Source organism: Kitasatospora sp. NPDC034023, from assembly GCF_055575795.1.
The window spans coordinates 1-22,741 of the sequence record NZ_JBVIRY010000020.1 but is presented as its reverse complement, the minus strand read 5'-3'; the positions used below and the strand labels follow the sequence as shown (position 1 = coordinate 22,741).

The window sequence follows — 22,741 nt, the reverse complement described above, 5'->3', positions numbered from 1 at the left end:
GCGGGGTCAGGCGCCCATGAGGACGTCGCGGGCCAGCTCCCACGTGGCCGGGTCGGCGGCGACGAGGAGGCCGTCCTCGCAGCCGGGGGCCTCGGGGCGGTAGGGGCTGCCGTCCAGCCGGGCGGACACGCCGCCGGCCTCGGTGACGAGCAGGGAGCCGGGGGCGTGGTCCCAGGGGAGGGTGCGCCAGTACAGGATGAAGTCGAACCGGCCCTCGGCGATGTCCGGGTACTCGACCCCGGCGGCGTTCCGGCCGGGGCGGATCTCGCCGAACACGGAGCAGTTGGCTTCGAGGCGCTGGCGGTGGTCCGGTTCGAGAAAGCGGCTCTTCAGGACGCCGGTCAGCTTGGCGGGGTCGGCCGGTGCCGGCGGGCGGGTGAGGCGCCCGCCGTCGCGCCAGGCTCCGGCGCCCAGTTCGGCGCGGTAGGCGGTGGCGGTCGCGGGCTGCCAGATCCAGGAGGCCACGGTCTGGCCGGCGCGGACGAGGGAGCACATCACGGCGTAATCGGGGCGGCCGGCGACGAAGTTGGAGGTGCCGTCGACCGGGTCGACCAGCCAGGCGGCGGGCTCGTCGTGGAGGGCGCGGGCGAGCGAGGGGGCGGCGGCGACGGCCTCCTCGCCGACCACGGGCACCGGCAGCAGCTCGTACAGGCGGCGGGCGATGATGGCCTCGGCCTCACGGTCGGCGATCGTCACGACCTCGCCGGGTGCCTTCTCCATCACCTCGCCGGCGGCCAGCGCCCGGAAGCGCGGTTCCACCGCCTCGGCCGATGCCTCGGCGAGTATCTCCGCCACCTTGTCCATCAGCACGTTCGCGCTCCCTTCGCTGCTTACCACTGTCGCACGAGTGTGCGGAGGGGGCTGCGGCGGACGGGGGAGGCGAACAGCTGACAGCTGACGGATGACAGATGTTGAAATCTGTTATCTGTTATCTGTCAGCCGTTATCTGTCGTCTGTCGACTGAACTCCGTCAGCCGTCAGCCGTCAGCCGCCAGCCGCCGGCCGTCGCCCGTTCGCCCTCACCCGCCCAGGTAGTGGAAGCCCGGGCGCGGGTGCATCAGGAACTCGTGGTGCGAGATGTTCCACGCGTACGCGCCCGCCATGGCGAACAGCACCCGGTCCGCCGCCCGCAGCCCCTCCGCGCCGTCGGCCGCCTGGGTGAGGACGTCCTTCGGGGTGCAGAGCTGCCCGGCCAGGGTGGCGCGGCCGGTGGTGACGGCGGGGCGTGGCCACGGGTGCGGCCAGGCGTCCACCGCAAGCACCTCGAAGGGCTGGGAGTGCCCCCGGGTTGCCGGGGTGCGCAGGTGGTGGGTGCCGCCGCGGACCACCGCGAAGTCCTCGCCGTGGCTCTGCTTCACGTCCAGCACCTCGGTCGCGTACCAGCCGCAGTAGGCGGTGAGCGCCCGGCCCGGTTCGATCCGCAGGGTGAGGCCGGGGTGGTCGTCGAGCAGCTTGGCCAGGCCCTCTCCGAAGGCCGTCCAGTCGAAGCGCGCCGCCGGGTCCTGGTAGTCCACGGCCATCCCGCCGCCGATGTTGACCTCCTCGAGCGGGAAGCCGTGCCGCTCGGCGAGCGCGGCCGACCAGGCGACGATCTGCGACGCGACCGACAGCTGTTCCGCTGCCGCGAGCCCGCTCGCCAGGTGGGCGTGCACGCCGCGCAGGCGCAACTGTCGCGCCGACGGGCCGCCGTCGGTGAGCAGCCGGACGCACCGTTCGGCCTGCTCCGGGTCCAGGCCGAACGGTGTCGGCCGTCCGCCCATCGCCAGCGGCACGGCGTCGAGCGCGTCCGTGGTGACGGCCAGGTTGACCCGCAGCAGTACGTCCACGACCGTTTCCGGCCGGTCCGCGAGCGCGGCGGCGAGGCGGTGCAGTTCCTGCTCGCTCTCGATGTGCCAGCGGTGCACCCCGGCCGCCACCGCGGCGGCGATCTCGGCCGGGGTCTTGCCCGGTCCGCCGAACGCCAGTGGGGCGTCCGGCACGGCGGCCCGCACGTGCGCCAACTCGCCGCCGCTGGAGACCTCGTAGCCGTCGACCGCGTCGCGCAGCGCGATGAGCAGCGGCGCCTCCGGGTTGGCCTTGGCGGCGTAGTACAGCTCGACCCGCTCGGGCAGCGCGGCCCGGACGGCGGCGGCGTGCTCGCGCAGTGCGGCCAGGTCGTAGACGTAGGCGGGCAGTTCGTCGGGCACGAGGGCGGCGACGTGGCTGCGGACGGTTTCGGCGGCGCGGTCGGTCTCGGTGGCGCGGACGGTTTCGCCGGCGCGGACGGTCTCGGTCATCGGGCGATGCTCCCGGCGGGAAGGCGGACGGGCATGCGGGCGGCCTCGGCGAGGACGGAGCCGGCCAGCGGGGAGGGCATCCGGACGTAGCCGGCCTCGCGGTCGGCCTTGCGCTCCCAGCGGGTCAGCAGGTTGGCCTTGGCGGGCAGTGGGACGCCGGCGAGCAGGGCGCGCAGCCGGGGCGGGCAGCCGTGGGCGGTGCCGTACTCCTCCAGGGTGTCCCGGACGGCCTGCCAGAGCGCGCATTCCAGCTCGGGGTGCCGGTCGGCGAGGGCGGCGAGCAGCTCGGATACGTGGTTGACGAGCAGGCAGTAGACCACCCGGTCCCAGCCGCGCTCGGCGTCGTACGTCATCGGTCCGGCCACCTCGGGCGGGAGGGCGGCGAGGATGTCGGCGTTGTGCTCGGGGACGAGCTTGGTGCCTTCCAGGTCGCGGAGGAGCACCTGGACCGGGTGCCCGGTGGCGTCCACGCCGATGAGCACGTTCTGCAGGTGCGGCTCCAGCACCACGCCGTGGTCGAAGTAGGCGGCCAGGACCGGCGGGAGGAGCAGCCGCAGGTAGGCGCGCCACCATTCCAGCGCCGCCGCGCCGTCCGGAACCATGTCCGAACTGCCGTCCAGCAGGCGGGAGATGTGCGCGGAGCTGGTCGGGTGCTCGTCGGCGACGGCGGCCGCGAGCAGTGGGGTGACGCCGGGGCGCAGCACGCCGCCGAAGCCCTCGCGGACGATCAGGCCGAAGCCCTCGTACAGCGCCCGGTCGGGGTGGCCGTCGGCGCCGGGCAGGGCGAGGGTGCGGAAGGCCGGTTCGCGGAGCATCGCCGCGTCGGGGAAGCGCCGGGCGAGGTCGGCGAGCGCCGGGGCGAGCAGTCGGGTGAGCGCGACGGCGCCGGTGAGCTCGTAAGCGGCGTTCTTGCGCAGGCAGTTGGTGATGCGGACGTTGAGGCTGAACTTCAGGAAGGCGTCGGCACCGTGCAGGGTTCGCACGGACGCGGTGGCGGTGAACCGCTCGCCGCGCGGGCCGAGGTCGAGGACATCGCCTCGGGCCATGGCGTCGGGCAACAGCGGGTGGTCGCCGATGAGTTGGTACTGCCAGGGATGGACGGGCAGCAGCCGGTAGCCGTCCGGCACCTCGCCGAGGCCGTCCAGCAGCGCGCTGACGCTCCCGTCCAGCGACTCCTCGGCCAGCAGTTCGGGGCGGACGGCGAGGTGGCGCAGGGGGAAGTCCGCGCGGGACTCCGGGGCGTACCGGCGCCAGTCGCCGCGGGCGGCGGAGCGGGACTTGGGGGCCGGGTGGAAACGGTGTCCGAACAGCAGGGCCTGCTCGGACTCCAGGTAGCGGTCGGCGCCGGCGGTCGGACGGCGGGCGAGGCCCTGGCGGACCCCGTCGTGGCTGGACGCCACCTGGTCGAGGAACTCCTCGTTGACCGTGCCGGTGCGCAGCTCCAGCTCGTCCTGGACGTACCCGGCCAGCTCCTGCCAACCCAACTCGGCCCAGTCGCCATCCCGTTCGACCTCGACCGGCCCGGTGAAGCGGTGTGCGCCGAGCAGCGAGGTACGGCGCAGGGCGACCCGCAGCAGGGCGCCGCGGCGGGGCAGCCGCAGCAGCAGACGGCCGTCGTCGGCGGCGGTCTGGTGCTCGGGCGCGGAGACCTCGCGCAGCAGGCAGTTCAGCAGGGTGTGGGCCACCGCCTCGTCGGCGGTGGGCAGTTCGCCGGTGCTCGGGCCCGCACCGATGCGGTGCGCGTGGGTGATCGGTGCGTGGGCGATCGGTGCGTGGGTGATCGGTGCGTCGGCGATCGGCGCGGGGGCGGTCGGCTCGTGGGCCGTCGGCTTGTCGGTCATCTGCTCGGCGGTCATCGGCGACTCCAGCGCTGGCGGAGGGACGGGAGGGTGAGTGCGGTGGCCGCGACGGCGGCCAGCAGGGCGGCGGCGGTTCCGGCCACCACGGGGGCGGCGGCGCCGAATCGCCCGTTGGCCAGCGCGGCGACGGCGCCGGCGGCGACGGCGCCACCCTTGGAGACGAGTTCGAGGGTGCCGAACATCCGGCCGGGCGCGCGCCCCTTGGCGGCCCCGGCGGCGAGCACGGCGAGGCACACGAGGCCCAGGGTGAGCCCGGCCCCGAGCAGCAGTCGGACGGCGATGAACACGGGCAGCGAGTACGCGACGGCGTGTCCGGCCAGGCCGAGCGCGACGAAGCCGAAGCCGAGCGCGATGCCGGTGTGCGGACGGGAGCCGAACACGGTGTGGGTGCGGGCGGCGAACACCAGGTAGCACAGGTGCGGCAGGGCGAAGAGCACGCCGGTGGTGATGCCGTCCACACCGGGCAGGCGCTGTTCGGCGAGGGCGATGAGGTACGGGAAGGAGATGACCGTCGCGAAGACGAAGGCGAACTCGAAGACGTAGAGCGTCAGGAGCGATGCCGAGACGGTCTTCTCGGACGCCCGGCCCGCGGTGGCCTCCGGGGCCTCGGGGCACTCGGGTTCGGGCAGCAGCGAGAGGAACACCGCGGCCGTGAGCGGGAGCACGGCCATCACCAGGTACTGGCGGTGCGGGTTGATCCACGGGGAGAGTGCCCCGACCAGGATCGGCGCGGCCACCAGGGCCGCCCGCGCGCTGCCCTGCATGAGGGTGAGCGCGCGGGAGAGTCGACTCCCGTCGAGTGCGGCGGCCAGGTAGCCGTTGGTGGCGGCGAAGGTGCCGCCGAGGAAGCCCTGGAGGACCAGTGCGAGGGTGAAGGCGGGCAGGCTGTCGGCGGCTCCGGCCAGCAGGAAGGAGACGGTGAGCCCGAGTTGGGCGCGCAGCAGCAGCCGCTTGCGGCCGAAGCGGTCGGCCAGCCGGCCCCACAGCGGCGCGCCGATCCCGCTGAACACCGTCGGCACGATGTACAGCACGCCGGCCCAGCGGGCCTGGGGGTCGCCGAGTCCGGGCAGGATCGCGGTCAGGTACGGCGGCAGGCCGAGCGCAGCGAAGGATGCGACGAAGTAGCAGGCCGCGACGGCGTGCACCTGGCGTCGGCCGAGCCCGCCGGACTGCGCGGCCGAGGGCTGCGACTGCTGCGGCAGGGTCTCCACGGTCATCGGGTGGTCCCGTCGGCGTGCGCGGCGTCGCGTACGGCACCCCGCGCGGGGCCGCGTGCGGCACCCCGCGCGGGGTCGCGTGCGGCGTCGCGCAGGTGGTCGCCCGGCTGGTCGCGCAGGTAGTTGGGGCCGCTGGTGTAGTGCTTGTTGATGTCGGCGGCGCCCGAGCGCTTCTTGCTGAGCAGCGTGCCGGCGGTGACCATGGCCTTGACCGGCAGACGCTCGGCGTCCAGCAGTGCCGCCCGCAGCGGCTCGCCCACCGGCCCGAGCCGTTCGATGGCCTCCGCCGTGCGCTTGCGCAACAGGGCAAGGGCGTCCGGGAGTTCGGCTCGGCCGTGGTCGGCGAGGCCGAAGGCGAGCGAGCCGGTGCAGAGGTGGCCGGTGATGGTGGCGAACAGGTCGGTGAGCGCCCGGTCGTCGTCGCCGAAGATCCGCTGGTCGTCGAACTCGGCTGCGGAAGGGGCGAGTTCACCGAGGGCCGCGGTCATCCGGGCGGTGTGCACACGCGGGCCGTCGTCGTCCTTGTAGAGCAACCGCAGGCCGTCCCGGTCGAGCACCAGCGAGGTGTTCTGCTGGTGCGACTCCAGGGCGATGCCGTAGCCGAACAGCGTGGTCTGCCAGTCCAGCAGCAGCTCCAGCAGGGCGTCGTAGCAGGCCAGGACGTCGCCGCCGTGGTAGCGGTCGGCGAGGTGGTCGATGACCAGGCGGCCGTCCGGTGCGGGGGCCGACAAGGCGGCCAGCGGGAGGGTCGACGCCCCCTCCAACCCGGCCGGGTAGCGGCGCAGCAGGACGGCCAGCAGCTCGTGCCCGGCGTGCGCCCAGGTCTGCTCGTCGGCGTGCAGGATCCGGCCGGCGAACCGAGGCTCGCGCTCCAGGACGGCCTCGAACAGCCGCTGGCCGGCCGCGCCGTCGACCAGTGTGCCGGGCTTGATCGTGCGGCGGTTGAGGCGGCCCAGGGTGGCGGTGGCGAGCGGGAGTTTGAGGTGGCAGGCGGGGTCGTCGGCGACGGCGACGGTGCGCATGGACAGGGTCGGAACGACGGTCAGGTACGGCCGTTCGGCGAGCACCGCGCGGTCGGCCAGGCCGGTGGCCGCCAGTGCCTCGTCCAGCGGCGCGCCGACGGTGAGCGGGTGGACCGGCAGGGTGGTCCAGCCGTCGCCGGGGCACTGGTCGGCGAGGCCGAGCCAGGCCGGGGTGGGCCACCAGCTGGGCAGTGGCCGCTCGCCGTGGACGGTCAGCGCGTCGGTTGGCACGGCCAGCCAGCGCAGTTCGAAAGCCGAGTGGAACTCGGGTGCGTAGGACCGCAGTTGGGGATCAGTGAGGCCGGAGCGGCCGCGCGCGGTCGGGTAGACCGGGTGATCGAGGTAGGCGGCCAGGGTGTCGTAGCCGAGGGCGGCGGCGAGGCCGGTCCAGTCGGTCGGGTCGGCGCCGTACAGGTCGGTCAGCCGGTCGTGCACCTCGGCGCGGGCCCGCTCGTGCAGCTCCATGGTGGTCAGGGTCTGCCGGCACTCCTCGGCAAAGTCCGCCCAGCCGGGCCGGTCCTCGGCCTCGGCCAGCCCGGCGAGGGCCGCCACGACGGTGTCCGGGCCGGTGATCCGGTGCCCGTCGAGCTCCAGCATCGGCAGTCGGGCGGCGTACTCGCACTGGAAGCCCTCCGGGGCCACCGGCAGGGCGAGTCGCAGCTCGGCGACGGTCAGCCAGGGGCCGTCCGGACGCTCCTCGACGGCGCCGCTGGTTCGCAGGCCGAGGACGTCCTCGCGGAGCAGGGCGGAGAGCACCCGCAGGGTGAGCTGCTCGGCGGCGGTGGTGGGACGGCCCTGGCTCGTGGCGCGGGGGTCGCTCATCGGGCGGGCGTCGCCGGTGGGGTGGACGTCGCTCATCGGGTGGACGTCGCCGGTGGGGCGGGCCTCGGCGGCTGCGGGCCGGTCTCCGGCGGTCACGGGGTGATCTCCCACCGGTTGGCGGCGAGGAAACGGGCGACGGCGGCGTCCACCGCGCCCTGGTCGGCGCCGACGGCCCAGATGACGCCCAGGTAGTCGCGGTTGGTGCGGTAGTGCTCGTGGCGTTCGCCGAGCGCGCGCAGCGGGCAGTATGCGAGCCGGACGCCGTCGTGCACCTCGTCGGACGGACCGGGGGCGGCGGTCAGGACGCCGGCGCGGGCGGCGCACACCGCCTCGTTACGGGCCCGGCGGGGGGTGGCGGCGCACCGCTCGGCCAGGTCGGCGGGCAGTTCGCGGCCCAGGTGGACGCCGAGGATGAGCTCGAACAGGGGTATGTCGAGGATCTCGGCGAGCATCAGGTCGCACTGGTCGCCGATGGCACGGTAGTTGACCTCGATGATGCGGGCGCGGCCGTCCGGCTGGAGGACGAACTCGGTGTGGCAGGCGCCGAGTCCCACACCGAGCGCGTCGAGTTGGGCGAACACCTGGTCGACCACCGGCTGAGGGTGCGCCGGGACGAAGGTGAGCACCTCCTCGATGAAGTCCGGCGGCGGGGAGAGCCGGGTGCGGAAGCCGCCGAGGACGTGTCGGCGGCGGCCGTCGCCGAGGGTCTCCAGGGTGTACAGCTGCCCGTCCAGGAACTCCTCGACCACCAGGGTCGCTCCGGCCCTGCGGTGCTGGATCTCCTGGCAGCGCTGGGCGAGTTCGGCGGCGTCGGCGACCAGGGTGACGTCCTCGCTGGCCACCCCTTCGCGCGGTTTGACCACGCAGGGGAACGGCGGGTCCAGCTCGGCCGGGTCCTGCCCGGGGGCCAACTCGGCGGACCAGACGGTGTCCTGGCCGGTCAGCGCGAGGTGGCGGCGCAGCTGGCCCTTGTCCTTGGCACGCAGCGCGGCCTTCCAGTCCTTGGCCGGGAGGCCGAAGTACTCGGCGGCCAGGGCGGTCTGGGTCTGCAGGTGGTCGCTGTTGCTGAACACCGCGTCGGGCGCGTGGTCGGGGGAGGCCAGGGCACGGCGGGAGACCAGGCTGACGACGGCGCGGAAGTCGCGCACGTCGCACTCCAGGACTTCGGGCGCCGCGAAGGGGAGCGTGGCGTAGGCCTGCCGGTGGGGTTCGGCGCAGTCGGTGAGGACGGTGACGTCGAGCCCGAGCCGGGCGGCGGCGGGCAGGAAGCCGGCGGTGACCGAGTCGGTGGGGTTCAGGGCGAGCAGGTAGAGCCGCATGGAGAGTCCTCGGAGGGATGGCGGAGGAGGGTGGGCGAACGGATGACAGCTGACAACTTTCGAAATCTGTTACATGTCAGCTGCCAGCTGTTGTCGGTCAGCTGTCGGTTGTCAGCTGTCATCCGTTCGCCGGCGTTCGCGGGACGACTACTGGGGCGCGTCCACACCCGCGGCCTTGGCGATGTCGACGAGCATCGCGTCGGCGGCCTGGACGCCGATGCCGGACATCCAGGTCTCGTCCGGGACGTTGAACACCTTGTTGTTCTTGACGGCGTTCAGGCCCTGCCAGACCGGGGTCTGCTGGACCTCGCTCTCCTTGGTCTTGGTCGGGTCGTCGGCGGTGGTGACGAACACCAGGTCGGCGTCGGCCTGGTTGATCTGCTCGGCGCTGACCTCGACGATGTTCTGGTCCACGTCCTGCGAGGCCGGGCGAGCCAGGCCGACGTCCTTGAGCACCACGCCGCTGTAGGAGGACTTGGCGTACAGGCGGGTGGGCCCGGCCACGAAGCGGACCACCGACGCGGTCGGCATGGTCCCGTTGAACTTGGCCTTGATCTCCTCGCCGAGCTTCTTCGCCCGCGCCTCGTAGTCCGCGAGCGCCTTCTTGGCCTCGTCCTCCTTGCCGAGCGCCTGGGCGTACAGCGCCAGGTTCTCCTTCCACGGGAACCCGGTGGTCTCGGCCAGCACGGTCGGGGCGATCGCGTTCAGCTGGGAGTACACCTTGGCGTGGCGGACCTTGGAGGAGAGGATCAGGTCGGGCTTGAGGGAGGCGATCAGCTCCAGGTTCGGCTCGTTCATCGGGCCGACGTCCTTGGTGTCCTTGATCTTGTCCCTGAGGTAATTGGGGAACCCGCCCTCGGTCTTCATGTGCGGGGACACCGCGCCGACCGGCGTGATGCCGAGCAGGGTGACGTCGTCCAGCTCGCCGCTGTCCAGGACGACGACGCGCTTGGGCCGACTCTTGAGCTCGGCGGTGCCGGCGGCGTGCTTGACGCTGCGCGGGAACCCGGCGGCGGTGCCGGCCGAGGCGGAGGCCGCGGAGTCGCCGCCGGACTTGGCACCGTCCCCGCTGCTGCCGCAGGCGGCGAGCAGGGTGGTCGAGAGGGCGACGGCGAGGGCGGCGACGGGGAGTCGGCGGTTCATCGGGGTTCCTTGGATCGGGTCGAACGGGGGGACGGGTGAGGGAAGTTCAGGGCGCCACGGAGTCAGCGGACGCAGCGGAAGCAGTTGAAGCAGCGGAGGAAGTGGAGCCGGTGGAGGCAGCGGGGGCGGCACCGGAGGCGGCACCGGAGCACCGTGCCCGATTCCGTGCCCGATTCCGCGCCCGCGGCACGACCAGCGGCGTGCCGGTCTCCGGGTCGGGCACGATCCGGCACGGCACCTGGAAGACGGTCTCCACCAGCTCGGCCGTCAGCACCTCCGACGGCGGACCGGCGGCCGCGAGCCGCCCGTCCTTGAGCACCACCAGGTGGTCGGCGTACCGGGCGGCCTGCCCGAGGTCGTGCAGCACCATGACGACGGTGCGTCCGGCCTCGGCGTGCAGGTCGGCGACCAGGTCGAGCACGTCGAGCTGGTGACGCAGGTCCAGGAAGGTGGTCGGCTCGTCGAGCAGCAGCAGGTCGGTCTCCTGGGCGAGCGCGAGCGCGATCCAGACCCGCTGACGCTGCCCGCCGGAGAGTCGGTCGACCTGCCGGTCGCGCAGCTCGGCGGTGCCGGTGCGCTCCAGCGCCTCCTCGACGGCGGCCTGGTCGGCCTTGGACCACGGGCTGAGCATCCGCTGGTGCGGGTACCGTCCGAGCCGTACCAGCGCCTCGACGGTGACTGCCTCTGGTGTGACCGGTTGCTGCGGAAGCAGGCCCATCCGCTTGGCGAGTGCCCGGGCGGGCATCCGGTGGATGTCCGCGCCGTCCAGGGTGACGGTGCCGGCGGCCGGGTCGAGCAGTCGGACGAGCCCGCGCAGCAGCGTCGACTTGCCGCAGGCGTTCGGTCCGACGATCGCGGTGACGGCGTTGCCGGGCAGTTCGAGGTCGAGCCCCTCGACGATGGTGCGGTCGCCGTAGCGCAGGCCGAGGCCCCGGGCGGCCAGCCGGTTCGCGGGCACAGCGGCGGGCACGGCGGCGGCCACAGCGGAGGTCGCGGGGGAGGTCCCGGCAGCGGGCACGGCGGAGGTCTCCGGGGACGTTGCGGCGGCGGGCACGGCGATGGCCGCGGTGGAGGTCTCGACGGAGGTCATCAGCTGCTCCTCTGGGGAAGCCGGCCCTGGCGGATCATCAGCACCAGGAGCCAGGGCGCGCCGAGGGTGGCGGTGACGGCACCGACCGGCAGGCCGTGGACGGGGATCACGTGGAGCACCAGGAGGTCGGCGGAGAGCAGCAGCACGGCGCCGGTGAGCGCGGTGAGGCCGAGCGTGCCGAGGGTGGGCGGCCCGGCGAGCAGCCGGACGAGGTGCGGGACGGCGAGCGCGACGAAGGCGACCGGCCCGGTGAGGGCGGCGGCCAGCGAGGCGAGGGTGATGGTGAGCAGCAGCAGCCAGAGCCGGTCGCGGGCCGGGTTGAGGCCGAGGCTGCCGGCGGAGTCGTCGCCGAGGTCGAGCACGGCGATCCGCCGCTGACAGAGCAGGGCGCCGACGGCGGTCAGCGCGATGGCGGAGCCGCCGATCCACACCTCGGTCCAGTTGCGGCCGTAGAGCGAGCCGGTGGTCCACTGCAGCGCCGAGGAGGCCAGCTCGGCCGGGAACCGTACGATCATCAGGTTCACGGCGGCGGCCAGGCCCTGCTGCACCGCCAGGCCGACCAGCACCAGCCGGGTGACGGCCATCTTCGAGCGCCAGGCGAAGCCGCCGAGCAGCAGCGCCGCGAGCAGCCCGCCGCCGACCGCGGCCAGCGGGATCAGCTGCTGGGAGGCGCCGGTGGCGAGCATCAGCACCGCGCCGAAGGAGGCGCCGCCGGTGATGCCGATGGTGTCGGGGGCGGCCAGCGGGTTGCGGAACAGCCGCTGCAGCATCGAGCCGGCCATCGCCAGTCCGGCGCCCGCGATCAGGGCGGAGACGACGCGGGGCGCGCGGAACTGCTGCACCACCAGGACGTTGCCGGGATCGCCCTGTCCGACGAGCGCGCGCAGCGCGTCCCAGACGGGGATGCCGACCTGCCCGGTGCCGAGCGCGACCCCGGTCAGCAGCACCAGCAGCGCGGCGGCGACCAGCGACCAGACGGCGGTACGGGTCCGGCGGCGGGCGAGGGCCCGGGCGGGGAGGAGGAGCGCGGTCACCGGGCCACCTTCCGGGCCAGCACCGCGAGCAGCGGTGCGCCGAGGAAGGCCGTGACGATGCCGACCTCGATCTCGGACGGGCGGACCACCAGTCGGCCGAGCACGTCGGCGGTGAGCAGCAGCAGCGGACCGGCGATCAGACAGCCGGGCAGTAGCCAGCGGTGGTCGTTGCCGAGCAGCGGGCGGACCAGGTGCGGGGCGGCCAGTCCGATGAACGCCACCGGCCCGGCGACGGCCACCGCACTGCCCGCGAGGAGGACGACGGCGAGCCCCCCGGCCACCCGGATCCGGGCCACCGGCACGCCCAGCGACTGCGCGGTCTCGTCACCGAGGGCCAGCGCGTTGAGCGCGGGCGAGATGGCGAGGGCGCCGACCAGACCGAGCGCGAGGAAGGGCAGGACGGGGGTGAGGGCGTCCAGGTGCCGCCCGGCGATCGAGCCGACCAGCCAGAACCGGGCCTCGTCCAGAGTGCGGTGACTGGCCAGCATCAGCGCCGAGGTCCAGGAGGTGAGCACCACGGTGAGTACGGTGCCGCCGAGCGCGAGCCGGACCGGGTCCAGGTCCCCGCCGCGCCGGGACATCGCGTACGCGGCGACGGCGGCGACAGCCGCGCCGGCGAAGGCGAACCAGACGTACTCGACCGGCCGGGAGAGGTCCAGCACGTAGATCGCGGCGACCACGGCGAGGCTCGCGCCCGCGTTGATGCCGAGGGTGACCGGGGAGGCCAACGGGTTGCGGGTGACGCCCTGGGCGACCGCCCCGGCGACGCCGAGCGCGGCCCCGACGGCCAGCCCGATGAGCGTGCGCGGGACCCGAAGGCCCGTCACCACATCGGCGTCACCGCCGTGGGCGGCGCCGGTGAGGGCGTCGACGACGGCGGACAGCGGAATGGATCGGGAGCCCAGGGCCAGGCTCAGGGCCGCACACAGCACGAGCGCGCACACGCCGGCGGCCAGCAGCAAGGGCTGCCGGACCGCCGAGGCACGAGGCGTCGCCGGGGCTGTGGAGGCCGACGGTTCGGTTCTCAGCACGAGGCGATATCTTAGGTTAGGTTTACCTAAGTTCGTCAAGGCGGGGTTCGTTTGCCCCCGACCGGTCCCGATTGACCCCCCGACTGCCCCCCGACCGATCCGGCGTGCCGGATCAATGTGTCGATCGGCGAGGTCCTGCGTGGTCGCCGAGCGACATGAGGCATTGTAAGGTGAGCCTCACCTTAATCGATCATACGGAATCGATCTCGGGAGTGTCGATGGTTCCCGGAACACCCCTGCCCGTCGTGCCTCGCGGCGCCCTGCCGCTCGCGGCGTCCACCGCGCTCGTCGGCGACTACCGGCGGCTGCTGGAGCTGTGCCCGGTGCTGGAGCTGCGCCTGCTCGACGCTGCCGAGCCCGCCCCGCGCGCCGCCGACGGCTGGTACTCCGGAGCCGAACTCGCCACCGACGAACGGGCGCTGGCCGCCGTCCTGGCCGGCGAGGAGGACCGCATCGCCGCCGAGCACGGCCGCGCCCCGCGACCGCACGTCACCGCCTCCCGGCTGCTGCACCACTACGTCTGGTCGACCTGCCTGATCGTCGCCGGCCCCTGGCACCTCGCCCGGCGGGTCCCCGTCGTCGACCCCGCCGACCTCTGGCTGCACGCCCCCACCGGCGCGCTCGCGCTGCGTCCACGCGGTCACGTGACCCTCCCCGGCGACGACGAGCTCCGTGCCGAACTGCGGGCCGCCGTGGTCGCGCACGTCGAGCCGGTGCTCGCGGCGCTCGCCGGGCCCACCCGGCGCCGCGACCGGGCGCTCTGGGGCATGGTGACGGACGATCTGGCCTCCGCCATCTGGTACCTCGGCCGGATGCTCGGCGAGGCGGACAGCGCCGCCTCGAAGGACACTGCCTCGAAGGAAGCCGCTGCGGAGGACGCCGCCGTCGCCGCCGCCGAGGCCGTCCTGCCCGGCGGCACCCAGCCGCTCCCGGGCGCCGCCGACTTCCGCCGCCTGCGCACCCCCGACGGGCGGGCCCACCACACCCGCACCCGGCTCGGCTGCTGCCTCTACTACGCGGTCAAGCCCGAGGCCGTCGCCTGCCTGACCTGCCCGCGCACCACCGACGAGGAACGGCTGCAACGGCTCTGACGGCCCGGCCGTATCCCTGGCGGCCCTGACGGACCGTCCGCAACCGTGCGGCGCACCGGGGTTCGTTGTCAGTGGCATCGGCTATGGTCACCCGCGTGATCGATTCCACCATGCGGGTCCGGATCGCCCGCCCCTCGCGCGACCTCGCGGCGGCCGAGCGCTTCCATGTCGGCGGCCTCGGTCTCGACGTGCTGTGGCGCACCACCGAGCGGGTGTCCGGCGAGCACGACCTGCTCATGGTCGGCCCGCCCGGCGGCTCCTGGCACTTCGAACTCACCCACGACCCGGAGCGGCCGCTGGAGCCCACCCCGACGCCGGACGACCTGTTCGTCGTCTACCTCGGCACGCCGGTGGACGAGGCCCTGGTCGCCCGGCTGGAGGCGGCCGGCGGCACCCGGGTCAAGGCCCACAACCCGTACTGGGACGAGTTCGGCGTGACGATAGCCGACCCGGACGGCTACCGGCTGGTGCTCTGCTCCCGCACCTGGGGGAGTTGACCGGTCGGGCCCGTTCAGCTCCCGTCGCGCGGCGCCGGGCCGGGCGCAGGGTCTCCGGTCCCGCCGGGCAGCACCGCCACGCCCCGGTCCAGGTCCACGCCGAAGTGCGGCGGTGATCCGGCCTGCGCGTCGTCCCGCAGCGCCAGTTGCTCCTTCTTCTGCTCGACCTGTATCCGCTTTCCCGGGCTGAACAGCGCGTGCAACTCGTCCATCCCGCCGACGCCGAAGCCCACCCCGGGCCCGCGCTGCCGCTGACGCGGTGACGCCTCGTCCCGGATCTGCCACGCCGCCAGCACGGCCAGTCCCAGCACTGCCGCCACTGCCGCCACCACACCCACGATCAACCCCATGTCCGCTCAACGCCGCACCGGGGCAGGGGCGTTCCCCGAAGGCCCGTTCGGATCGGGTGCCGCGCCGACCGGTTACGCTGCCGCACGAACGGAAGGAGCGCCCTCACCATGACCGTGCGCGGAACCCTCGTGAACATCCGGACGGCGGACGGCACTGCCGACGCCTACCTCGCCCACCCCGACGACGATCGGGCCCACCCGGGCGTCCTCCTCTACATGGACGCCTTCGGGCTCCGGCCGCATCTGAAGAGCACGGCCGACCGCCTGGCCGCGGCCGGGTACACCGTGCTCGTCCCCAACGCCTACTACCGGAACGGCCGCGCGCCGGTCGTCGAACTGCCCGAGTTCATCGACCCGGAGCGCGACGACGCGCTCTTCGACCGGCTCATCCCGCTGCTCGCCACCCTCACCCCCGACGTGACCGAGCGCGACGCGGACGCCTACCTGCGCTGGTTCGCCGAGTCCCCGCTGGTCCAGGACGGCCCGGTCGGCCTCACCGGCTACTGCCGCGGCGCCCTCCTCGCCCTGCGCACCGCCGCCAGCCACCCGGACCGGATCGCTGTGGCGGCCAGCTTCCACGGCGGCAACCTCGCCACCGAGCGCCCTGACAGCCCGCACCTGGGCGCCCACCGGATCACCGCCGAGCTGTACTTCGGCCACGCCGACCAGGACGAGTCGCTGCCGCCCGAGCAGATCGACCGGCTCGCCGAGGCCCTCACCGCCGCCGGCGTCCGGTACCGGGCCGAGGTGTACACCGGCGCCCTGCACGGATACACCCAGGCCGACACCATCCGCTACGACGCGGCCGCCGACGAACGGCACTGGGAGGCGCTGCTCGGCCTGCTGAAGCGCGTCCTGCCGGCCTGAGGCCCGTCCGCGGGTCCGCCCGCGTCCGGTTTCCGCCGACCTGCCCGCCGGCTCGCCTGCCCGCCCCGGCCGCGTCCGGCCCCGCCGGCACGGTCCGCGCCCGATCTGTTGGCCTCCGGTTCATTGCCCGGACCGACGGAGTTCGGGCGTCGGAGCGGACCGGCGGGCAACGTCGGGTGCCTGACGAGGAGTCGGGTCGCGTCGCGCTGGGCATCGGGGTAACGACCGCGGGCATCGGGGGAACGGGACCGAGCGACGGATCCAGGGGGCCGTACGTGCACATCATGCAAGGCAAGCGGGGGACGCAGAGCGGGCCGGGCCTGCGGAGCGTCCAGGACACCATCGCGCGGGCATTCGCCGAGTGCACGCCCGGCGGGGTGCGGCCGGGCGAACTCGACCGCGGCGGAAGGGCGTTGCGCTGGGTCGAGGCCGGGCAGGGCGGCGGCGCGCCGGTGGTCCTGATCGCAGGCTGCGGCACCCCGTCGCTCACCTGGACGCCCGTCCTGCCCGAACTCGCCCGGCACGGGCGGGTGGTGGCGTACGACCGGGCCGGACTCGGCGCCAGCGAGCCCCACCGCGCGACAGGCCGCGCGACAGGCCGCGCGACAGGTGGCGCCACAGGGCGCGCCACCGGCCTGGCCGTGGCCCGGGCCGCAGCTCCGACCCTGGACGGTCAGCTCGAGGACCTCGCCGCCCTGGTGCGGCACCTGGACGCAGGGCCGGCGGTCCTGGTCGGCCACAGCTGGGGCGGCCAGCTGGCCCAACTCCTCGCCTGGCAGCGGCCGGAGCTGGTGGCCGGGCTGGTCCTGGTGGACCCGGCGCACGAGGAGTTCCAGCCGCCGGCCATCCGCGTCGCCGAAGCCGCGCTGAACCGGATGTGGCTGCTCCGTGCGGCGCTGGCGCCCTCCTCGCCCGGAGCGGCGGATCCGGTCGCCCGGGCCGAGGCGGCCGTGGTCGCGCACCACCACCAGCGGTGGACCGTCCTCGCCGAGAACCGGCTGACGACCGTCGCCGCCCCCGAGATCCGGCGCCGCCGCTCCACGGCGCGGCTGCCCGAGGTGCCGGTGGCCGTGCTGAGCGCGACCGAGGGGCTGCCCGGGGTGCTGCGCTCCCGGTGGACCGCCCTGCAGTCGCAGATCGCGTCCGGTGCCATCAGGGGAACGCACATCGTGGTCCGCGGCGCCGGTCATGCCGTCCACGCCGACCGGCCCAGGGCGGTCATCGCGGCCGCGCTGGAGGTGTCCGACCACGCCCGATACATCCGGAAGGTCTGACAAGGCTCTGGCAGTTGTGCTCAATTCCTTTGCACATCCGAGCGGCTGAGGACACGACACGCTCTGGCACACTGTGTGCCGACGACCCGTCGGGGAGGGTCACGACACACGGGGGGACAGGGGCATGAGCGGGGCGGGCACCGTGCTCGGCGGGCGGTACAGGCTGGTCGAGAAGATCGGCGGCGGCGCGATGGGCTCGGTCTGGCGGGCCGAGGACACCGTGCTGGCGCGACAGGTGGCGGTCAAGATCCTCCGCTCGGAGCTGTTCGAGGACGGCACCGCCGCCCAGCGCTTCCGCCGGGAGGCCCAGCTGGTCGCCGCGATCGACCACCCCGGCGTCGTGCACGTCCACGACTACGGCGAGAGCGGTGCGGACGGTGACGAGCGCTGCGCCTACATCGTCATGGAGCTGATCGACGGCCGTCCGCTGGACCAGGTGCTCGAGGACACCGGCCCGATGACCGTGAAGCGCGCCCTCGGCCTGGTGGCCGGCGCCCTGGACGCGCTGCACGCCGCGCACCGGCGGGACATCGTGCACCGGGACATCAAGCCGTCCAACCTGATGGTGCGTACCGACGGCCGGGTGGCCGTCACCGACTTCGGCATCGCCCGGGCGATCGCCAGCACCAAGCTCACCGCCCCGTTCGCGATCATCGGCACCGCGCTCTACATGTCCCCGGAGCAGGCCGAGGGATTGTCCCTCGGGCCGGCCACCGACCTCTACTCGATCGGCGTGGTCTGCTACGAACTGCTGGTGGGCAAGCCGCCGTACTCCGGTGACGGGCCGCTGCAGATCGCGCTCAAGCACGTCAACCAGCCGGTGCCGGAGCTGCCGGAGGCCTTCCCTGCGGCGGTCCGGGTGCTGGTCGCCAGGGCGTTGGCCAAGAAGCCCGAGGAGCGGTTCGCGGACGCCGCCGCGATGGCGGCCGCGGCCCGCGCGGCGCTCGGCGGCGTCGGATCCGGGAGCGCCACGGGCGACAGCCGGACGATCGCCCTCCGGCCCGGCACCGGCTCGGCGGCAGAGGGGGAGGCCAAGCGAGAAGCCGAGGCGGCACCCAAGGAACGAGCCGAGCGAGAGACGCCCGCGGGCGCGTCGGCCGAGGGCGAGCCGGGCAAGGGCGCGTCGGACAAGGGCGACCCGGCCAAGGGCGCGTCGGACAAGGGCGACCCGGCCAAGGGCGGGTCGGCGAAGGCCGGCGCCGTGGTCGCTCCCGCCATGCGTGACACCCCTTCGCCGGACGAGGTCGCGAAGGTGCAGTCGCAGGCGCAGACCGAGCCCGGCAAGCGCCGGTCCCGGCGCGCCCTGCTGGTGCCCGTGATCATCCCCGTCGTCATCTCGATGGGCACCGCCACCGCCCTGTTGGTCGACCGCAGCCCCGGCGACTCCGGTGCGGCCGTGCCGCCCGCCGCCCAGCCGACGGTCGTGGTCACCGTCTCCGCGAACCCGGTCACCGGCAGCCCAGCCGCCGCGACCACCACCGGGCCCGCCACCCCGCCGCCGACCGACACCCCGGCGGCCACCCCGACCCCCGACCAGCCGGCGCCCGGCACCCCGAACCAGCAGCAGGCCCCCGTCCCGGTTCCGGGCCAGGCCGGAAACGCCGGCGGCGCCTCGGGCGGCAGCCGGGCCGGCGGTGCGGGCACGGCCTCAGGCGGTGGTACCTCCGGCAACGTGGCCGGTGGCAACGGGTCCGGTGGCACGTCCGGCAACGGGTCCGGTGGCGGCCAGGCGAACCAGCCCGGCGGCGGTGCCAACCCGCCCGCCCCGCCTGCCAACCAGAACCCGCAGCCGCCGGCCCAGACCACGGGCGGCGGCACCACCGCGGCCCCGCAGAGCCCGAGCCGGCCCCCGTCCTGCGGCGGCAACAGCTGGAGCACCATCGTCAGCGTCAAGGACGGCCGTTCGATCGGGATGCGCGACGACAACCTGAACGGCGACAACCCGATCGTGCTCGGCGGTGCCGCGCAGTACGGCTGGGTGCGGTCGACCAACCCCGGCTCGTGGATCCTCTTCAACGCCTGCAACAACGGCGGCCCGCAGCTCGTCCAGACCACGGACGGGAAGGTCGCGTTGAGCAACGGGTTCAGCTACCTCACCAACTGGACCGTCCGCAACGGCTCCACCGCGGGCTCGTACACGCTGGCCGACTACATGAACTCGGTCTGCATGACCAACAACGGTCCGGGCAACGCGGTCACCATGGTGACCTGTACCCCCGGCAATACGGCCCAGGAGTGGCGGCTCCAGTGAAGGCGTCCGAGGAGTCCTAGCAGTCGTCAGGCGCGCGGACAAGGGTGCGGGGTGGCGGACCCTCGCCACCCGGGTGTCAAGGGACCGTGTGGAAAGTTCTACACAGATGTAAAAGTCGATCGCAGGTCGATCGAATCCGCCCGCCGGACGGCCGTTCGGCGGGCGAAGGGCTGCCGCGCAGGCGGTCGGACATGGTTCGAGTGGAAACGAATCGCAGGATGCGGTGAATCGCCCCGATTCGCCTGCCACTTGAACACCCTTTACCCCGTGGCGGGACCTGGCCAATCCTTGAGGCAGACCTGTCATTTCATCTGTTGGATTGTCATGCTTGTGGTCATCCCCAGCGGTAGCCCCCACCCCCACCCTTGGTGGCGAGCCGCTCGACTGCACGGGATTTCAGCACGTCAGCGCCCGTTCCGCCCCACAGGTGCCGACCCGGCCCCCCGGGACGTGGCGTGACCGCGCCCAGACGCGGTTTCCCGGAAGGACTCCCACGTGAAGCGAAAGCTCGCGGCTGTCGCCGTACTCTCGGCCACCGCCCTGCTGACCGGTGTGATCCAGGTGAGCACCGCCGCCCAGGCCGCCCCCGCCTCCTCGCCCTCGCCGCAGGCCCAGGCCGCCCAGCAGCACGCGACCGTGCTCGCGGTGGCGAGCGGCCAGGCCGGCCCGCTCGCCAAGGCGCTCGGCCTCGGCGACAAGGAGCAACTGGTCGCCAAGGACGCCGTGGTGGACAAGGACGGCACCCGTCACCTGCGCTTCGAGCGCACCTACGCCGGCCTGCCGGTGATCGGCGGCGACCTGGTCGTCCACCAGAAGGCCGACGGTGCCGTGAAGTCGGTCTCCAAGGCGGTCTCCGCGCGGATCGACCTGCCGAGCGTCACCCCGAAGGTCCCGGCCGACCAGGCCGCCGCACAGGCCACCGGCGCGGTCAAGGCCACCGTCGGGGCGACCCTCGACGCCGACCAGTCGCCGCTGGCCGACGTCCACCAGACCGGCAAGGCCCAACTGGTGGTCTGGGCCACCGACGGCAACCCCCGCCTCGCCTACCGCACCACCGTCGAAGGCGTGCGCGCCGACGGCACCCCGAGCAGCCAGGTCCTGGTCACCGACGCGGCGAGCGGCCAGGTGCTGTCCACCCACGAGAAGGTGCAGACCGCCGCCGGCACCGGCAAGGGCGTCTTCGTCGGCCAGGTCGCGCTGACCACCGCGGAGAGCGGCGGGCAGTACCAGCTCAAGGACGGCACCCGTGGCGGCCAGTCCACCACCGACATGAGTAACGGCACCTCGGGCAGCGGCTCGCTGTTCGCCAACACCACCGACACCTTCGGTGACGGTACCGCCGCCAACCGCGAATCCGCCGCCGTGGACGCCCAGTTCGGCGCCGCCACCACCTGGGACTTCTACAAGAACACCTTCAGCCGCAACGGCATCCGCAACGACGGCGTCGGCGCCCTCAGTCGGGTGCACTACGGCTCCAACTACGTCAACGCGTTCTGGAGCGACGACTGCTTCTGCATGTCGTACGGCGACGGCAGCGGCGACGCCGCCCCGCTCACCGAACTCGACGTGGCCGGCCACGAGATGACCCACGGCGTGACCGCCGCGACCGCCAACCTCAACTACGCGGGCGAGTCCGGCGGCCTCAACGAGGCCACCTCCGACATCATGGGCACGATGGTCGAGTTCTACGCCAACCTGACCTCCAACCCCCCGAACTACTGGGTCGGCGAACTGATCAACCTGAACGGCGACGGCAGCCCGCTGCGCTACATGGACCAGCCGAGCAGGGACGGCCAGTCCGCCGACTACTGGGACGCCAACGTCGGCAACCTGGACGTCCACTACTCGTCCGGCGTGGCCAACCACTTCTTCTACCTGCTGTCCGAGGGCAGCGGCGCGAAGAGCATCAACGGGTTCAACTACAACAGCCCGACGTACGACAACTCGACGCTCGCCGGCATCGGCCGGGACAAGGCCGCGCAGATCTGGTACAAGGCGCTGACCACGTACTTCACGTCCACCACCGACTACGCGGCGGCCCGTGCGGCCACCCTCAGCGCGGCGACCGACCTGTACGGCGCGGGCAGCACGGAGTACAACGCCGTCGCCGCCACCTGGACGGCGGTCAACGTCAACTGAGGTGGGGCGACCGGGTCGGACTGATCGAGTCGGGTTGACCTGACTCGGGCGAAACCGAGGCCCTGCCGGGCCGTGGGTGCCGGCCGGAAGGGCCATGGGCGGCGGGGGCGACGGGGTGCGGACCACCGTCGCCCCCGCCGCTTCTTGTCGTTTGACGACACGTCAGGACCGGCCGATGTCGTGCAGCTCCTGCGCGGCGAGGACGGCGTCGCCGTGCTCGACGGCCCAGGAGCCGAGTGCGCGGATCGGGCCGAGCAGGGCCGCGCCCGCCTCGGTGAGGGCGTAGTCGACCCGTGGCGGGGCCTCGGCGTAACGGCGGTGCTCCACCAGGCCGTTGTACTCCAGTCGCCGTAGCGCCTCGTTGAGGACCTTCGGGCTGATCCCGCCGATCCGGTCGAGCAGCGCCCGCGGGCGCATCGGTCCCCGCTCGCCGAGGACGTAGACGACAACGCTGTCCCAGCGGTTGGCGATCACCTCGAAGGCCAGCCGGGCGCGGCAGTCGGCCGCGAAGGCGCCGCCGCCCAGGTCGTCGGCCTCCTCGCCGTCCCCCTTCTCGATCTCGCCGCTGCGGCTCGTGGTGTCCATGCGGCCATCCTGCCCGAACCGATGCGTACCGGGCGGTGTGCATCGGGCCGCCTAGCGTGCCGGGTACGGAAGTTCGCACCGACTGCGGTCGGGCACCGATGGCGAGGAGTGGACATGCGGATCGGCATTCTGGGGACGGGCGCCATGGCGGCGGCCCTCGGTGGGGCCTGGGTGCGGGCCGGGCACGAGGTACTGGTGGGCGGCCGCGACCCGGAGGCGGCGAAGCAACTGGCTGCAGCGATGGGCGCGGTGGACGGCGGCGACCCGGCGCAGGCAGCGAGGTTCGGGGAGGCCGTACTGGTCGCGGTACCGGCCGCGGCGGCGGTGGCGGTGGTCGCCCCGCTGGCGGCCGAACTGGCCGGACGGACCCTCCTGGACTGCACCGTGCCGATGGCCCCGGGCGCGGACGGCCCGCACCTGACCACGAAGGGAACCGCCGACTCCATCGCCGCGCGGCTCGCCTCGACGGCTCCGGCGGCCCGGGTGGCCAAGGTGTTCGGCATCTGCCACGAGAGCATCTGGACCCTGCCGCGGCCCGCTTTCGAGGGCGGCACTCCGCTCGGCGTCCCGTACTGCGCGGACGACCCGGTGGCCGCCGCGCTGGTCGCCGACCTGGTGGCTTCCATGGGCTGCCTGCCGGTGCACTGCGGCGGGCTCGACCGGGCCGGACTGCTGGAGGCGACGGCCGTCTTCGCGATCGGCGTCTGGTGGTCGGGCGGCGAGGCGCGCCGGGTCTTCCCGTCGCCGGCCCTGGCGCCGGGAGCGACCGACGACGAGGGCTAGTGGCTCGTCTCGGATCCCCGTCCGGGTAATTGATCCTTCGTCCGTTGCACGGCAGGCTTCCTCCAAGTCTTGATCGTGGAGGTGGTCGTGG

The 22,741-nt window shown here is 73.6% G+C and carries 19 protein-coding genes; 7 read left to right on the top strand and 12 right to left on the bottom strand.

The window, feature by feature from the left end; all coding sequences use genetic code 11:
* Positions 1–6 precede the first annotated feature (6 nt).
* From ACZ52R_RS25170 to ACZ52R_RS25125, 10 genes are all read right to left on the bottom strand, one after another.
* Positions 7–804, bottom strand: a complete 798-nt coding sequence (locus tag ACZ52R_RS25170) for an inositol monophosphatase family protein (RefSeq protein ID WP_465754236.1) — start codon at positions 802–804, stop codon at positions 7–9.
* A gap of 215 nt (positions 805–1,019) precedes the next feature.
* A complete protein-coding gene (locus ACZ52R_RS25165) occupies positions 1,020–2,276 on the bottom strand; it encodes a type III PLP-dependent enzyme (RefSeq protein ID WP_465754187.1) in 1,257 nt (418 codons plus the stop codon).
* Positions 2,273–4,132, bottom strand: a complete 1,860-nt coding sequence (locus ACZ52R_RS25160) for an IucA/IucC family protein (RefSeq protein ID WP_465754186.1) — start codon at positions 4,130–4,132, stop codon at positions 2,273–2,275. Before ACZ52R_RS25160 ends, ACZ52R_RS25165 begins: the two co-directional genes overlap by 4 nt.
* Positions 4,129–5,352 carry an MFS transporter gene (locus ACZ52R_RS25155; protein WP_465662243.1) on the bottom strand — a complete coding sequence of 408 codons (1,224 nt, stop codon included), beginning with the start codon at positions 5,350–5,352 and terminating at the stop codon, positions 4,129–4,131. Before ACZ52R_RS25155 ends, ACZ52R_RS25160 begins: the two co-directional genes overlap by 4 nt.
* Complete coding sequence (locus tag ACZ52R_RS25150; RefSeq protein WP_465754235.1) at positions 5,349–7,196, bottom strand: IucA/IucC family protein; 1,848 nt, start codon at positions 7,194–7,196, stop codon at positions 5,349–5,351. The genes ACZ52R_RS25155 and ACZ52R_RS25150 overlap by 4 nt, the downstream gene beginning before the upstream one ends.
* Positions 7,197–7,288: 92 nt before the next feature.
* On the bottom strand, positions 7,289–8,515 hold the full coding sequence (locus tag ACZ52R_RS25145; RefSeq protein WP_465754185.1) for an ATP-grasp domain-containing protein: 1,227 nt from the start codon (positions 8,513–8,515) through the stop codon (positions 7,289–7,291).
* 147 nt (positions 8,516–8,662) lie between these two features.
* Positions 8,663–9,658 carry an ABC transporter substrate-binding protein gene (locus ACZ52R_RS25140; RefSeq protein ID WP_465754184.1) on the bottom strand — a complete coding sequence of 332 codons (996 nt, stop codon included), beginning with the start codon at positions 9,656–9,658 and terminating at the stop codon, positions 8,663–8,665.
* A 46-nt stretch (positions 9,659–9,704) separates the two neighbouring features.
* Positions 9,705–10,748, bottom strand: coding sequence for an ABC transporter ATP-binding protein (locus ACZ52R_RS25135; protein ID WP_465754183.1), 1,044 nt, complete (start codon positions 10,746–10,748; stop codon positions 9,705–9,707).
* A complete protein-coding gene (locus ACZ52R_RS25130) occupies positions 10,748–11,782 on the bottom strand; it encodes a FecCD family ABC transporter permease (protein ID WP_465754182.1) in 1,035 nt (344 codons plus the stop codon). Before ACZ52R_RS25130 ends, ACZ52R_RS25135 begins: the two co-directional genes overlap by 1 nt.
* Positions 11,779–12,744: a FecCD family ABC transporter permease gene (locus ACZ52R_RS25125; RefSeq protein ID WP_465620883.1), complete on the bottom strand. Its 966-nt coding sequence runs from the start codon at positions 12,742–12,744 to the stop codon at positions 11,779–11,781. The genes ACZ52R_RS25130 and ACZ52R_RS25125 overlap by 4 nt, the downstream gene beginning before the upstream one ends.
* A gap of 287 nt (positions 12,745–13,031) precedes the next feature.
* Here ACZ52R_RS25125 and ACZ52R_RS25120 point away from each other — a divergent pair, with 287 nt between their 5' ends.
* Together ACZ52R_RS25120 and ACZ52R_RS25115 are read left to right on the top strand one after the other, a co-directional pair.
* Positions 13,032–13,904 carry a (2Fe-2S)-binding protein gene (locus ACZ52R_RS25120; protein WP_465620635.1) on the top strand — a complete coding sequence of 291 codons (873 nt, stop codon included), beginning with the start codon at positions 13,032–13,034 and terminating at the stop codon, positions 13,902–13,904.
* Positions 13,905–14,014: 110 nt separating this feature from the next.
* Entirely contained in the window at positions 14,015–14,401 is a 387-nt protein-coding gene (locus ACZ52R_RS25115; RefSeq protein WP_465662356.1) for a VOC family protein, read from the top strand.
* A 14-nt stretch (positions 14,402–14,415) separates the two neighbouring features.
* Here the strand turns inward: ACZ52R_RS25115 and ACZ52R_RS25110 are convergent, their stop codons facing one another.
* Positions 14,416–14,751 carry a DUF6191 domain-containing protein gene (locus tag ACZ52R_RS25110; RefSeq protein WP_465620633.1) on the bottom strand — a complete coding sequence of 112 codons (336 nt, stop codon included), beginning with the start codon at positions 14,749–14,751 and terminating at the stop codon, positions 14,416–14,418.
* A 108-nt stretch (positions 14,752–14,859) separates the two neighbouring features.
* Here ACZ52R_RS25110 and ACZ52R_RS25105 point away from each other — a divergent pair, with 108 nt between their 5' ends.
* From ACZ52R_RS25105 to ACZ52R_RS25090, 4 genes are all read left to right on the top strand, one after another.
* Entirely contained in the window at positions 14,860–15,618 is a 759-nt protein-coding gene (locus ACZ52R_RS25105; protein ID WP_465754181.1) for a dienelactone hydrolase family protein, read from the top strand.
* A gap of 284 nt (positions 15,619–15,902) precedes the next feature.
* Positions 15,903–16,892, top strand: a complete 990-nt coding sequence (locus ACZ52R_RS25100) for an alpha/beta fold hydrolase (protein WP_465754234.1) — start codon at positions 15,903–15,905, stop codon at positions 16,890–16,892.
* Between the two features lie 124 nt (positions 16,893–17,016).
* Positions 17,017–19,143, top strand: a complete 2,127-nt coding sequence (locus tag ACZ52R_RS25095; RefSeq protein ID WP_465620629.1) for a protein kinase domain-containing protein — start codon at positions 17,017–17,019, stop codon at positions 19,141–19,143.
* Between the two features lie 495 nt (positions 19,144–19,638).
* The gene (locus ACZ52R_RS25090; RefSeq protein WP_465620627.1) at positions 19,639–21,282 is read left to right on the top strand and encodes a M4 family metallopeptidase; all 1,644 of its coding nucleotides are present in this window, start codon (positions 19,639–19,641) and stop codon (positions 21,280–21,282) included.
* A gap of 162 nt (positions 21,283–21,444) precedes the next feature.
* Here ACZ52R_RS25090 and ACZ52R_RS25085 read toward each other — a convergent pair whose 3' ends face one another.
* On the bottom strand, positions 21,445–21,867 hold the full coding sequence (locus ACZ52R_RS25085) for a winged helix-turn-helix transcriptional regulator (protein ID WP_465620625.1): 423 nt from the start codon (positions 21,865–21,867) through the stop codon (positions 21,445–21,447).
* Between the two features lie 114 nt (positions 21,868–21,981).
* Here ACZ52R_RS25085 and ACZ52R_RS25080 point away from each other — a divergent pair, with 114 nt between their 5' ends.
* Entirely contained in the window at positions 21,982–22,650 is a 669-nt protein-coding gene (locus ACZ52R_RS25080; protein ID WP_465754180.1) for an NADPH-dependent F420 reductase, read from the top strand.
* Positions 22,651–22,741: the final 91 nt, after the last annotated feature.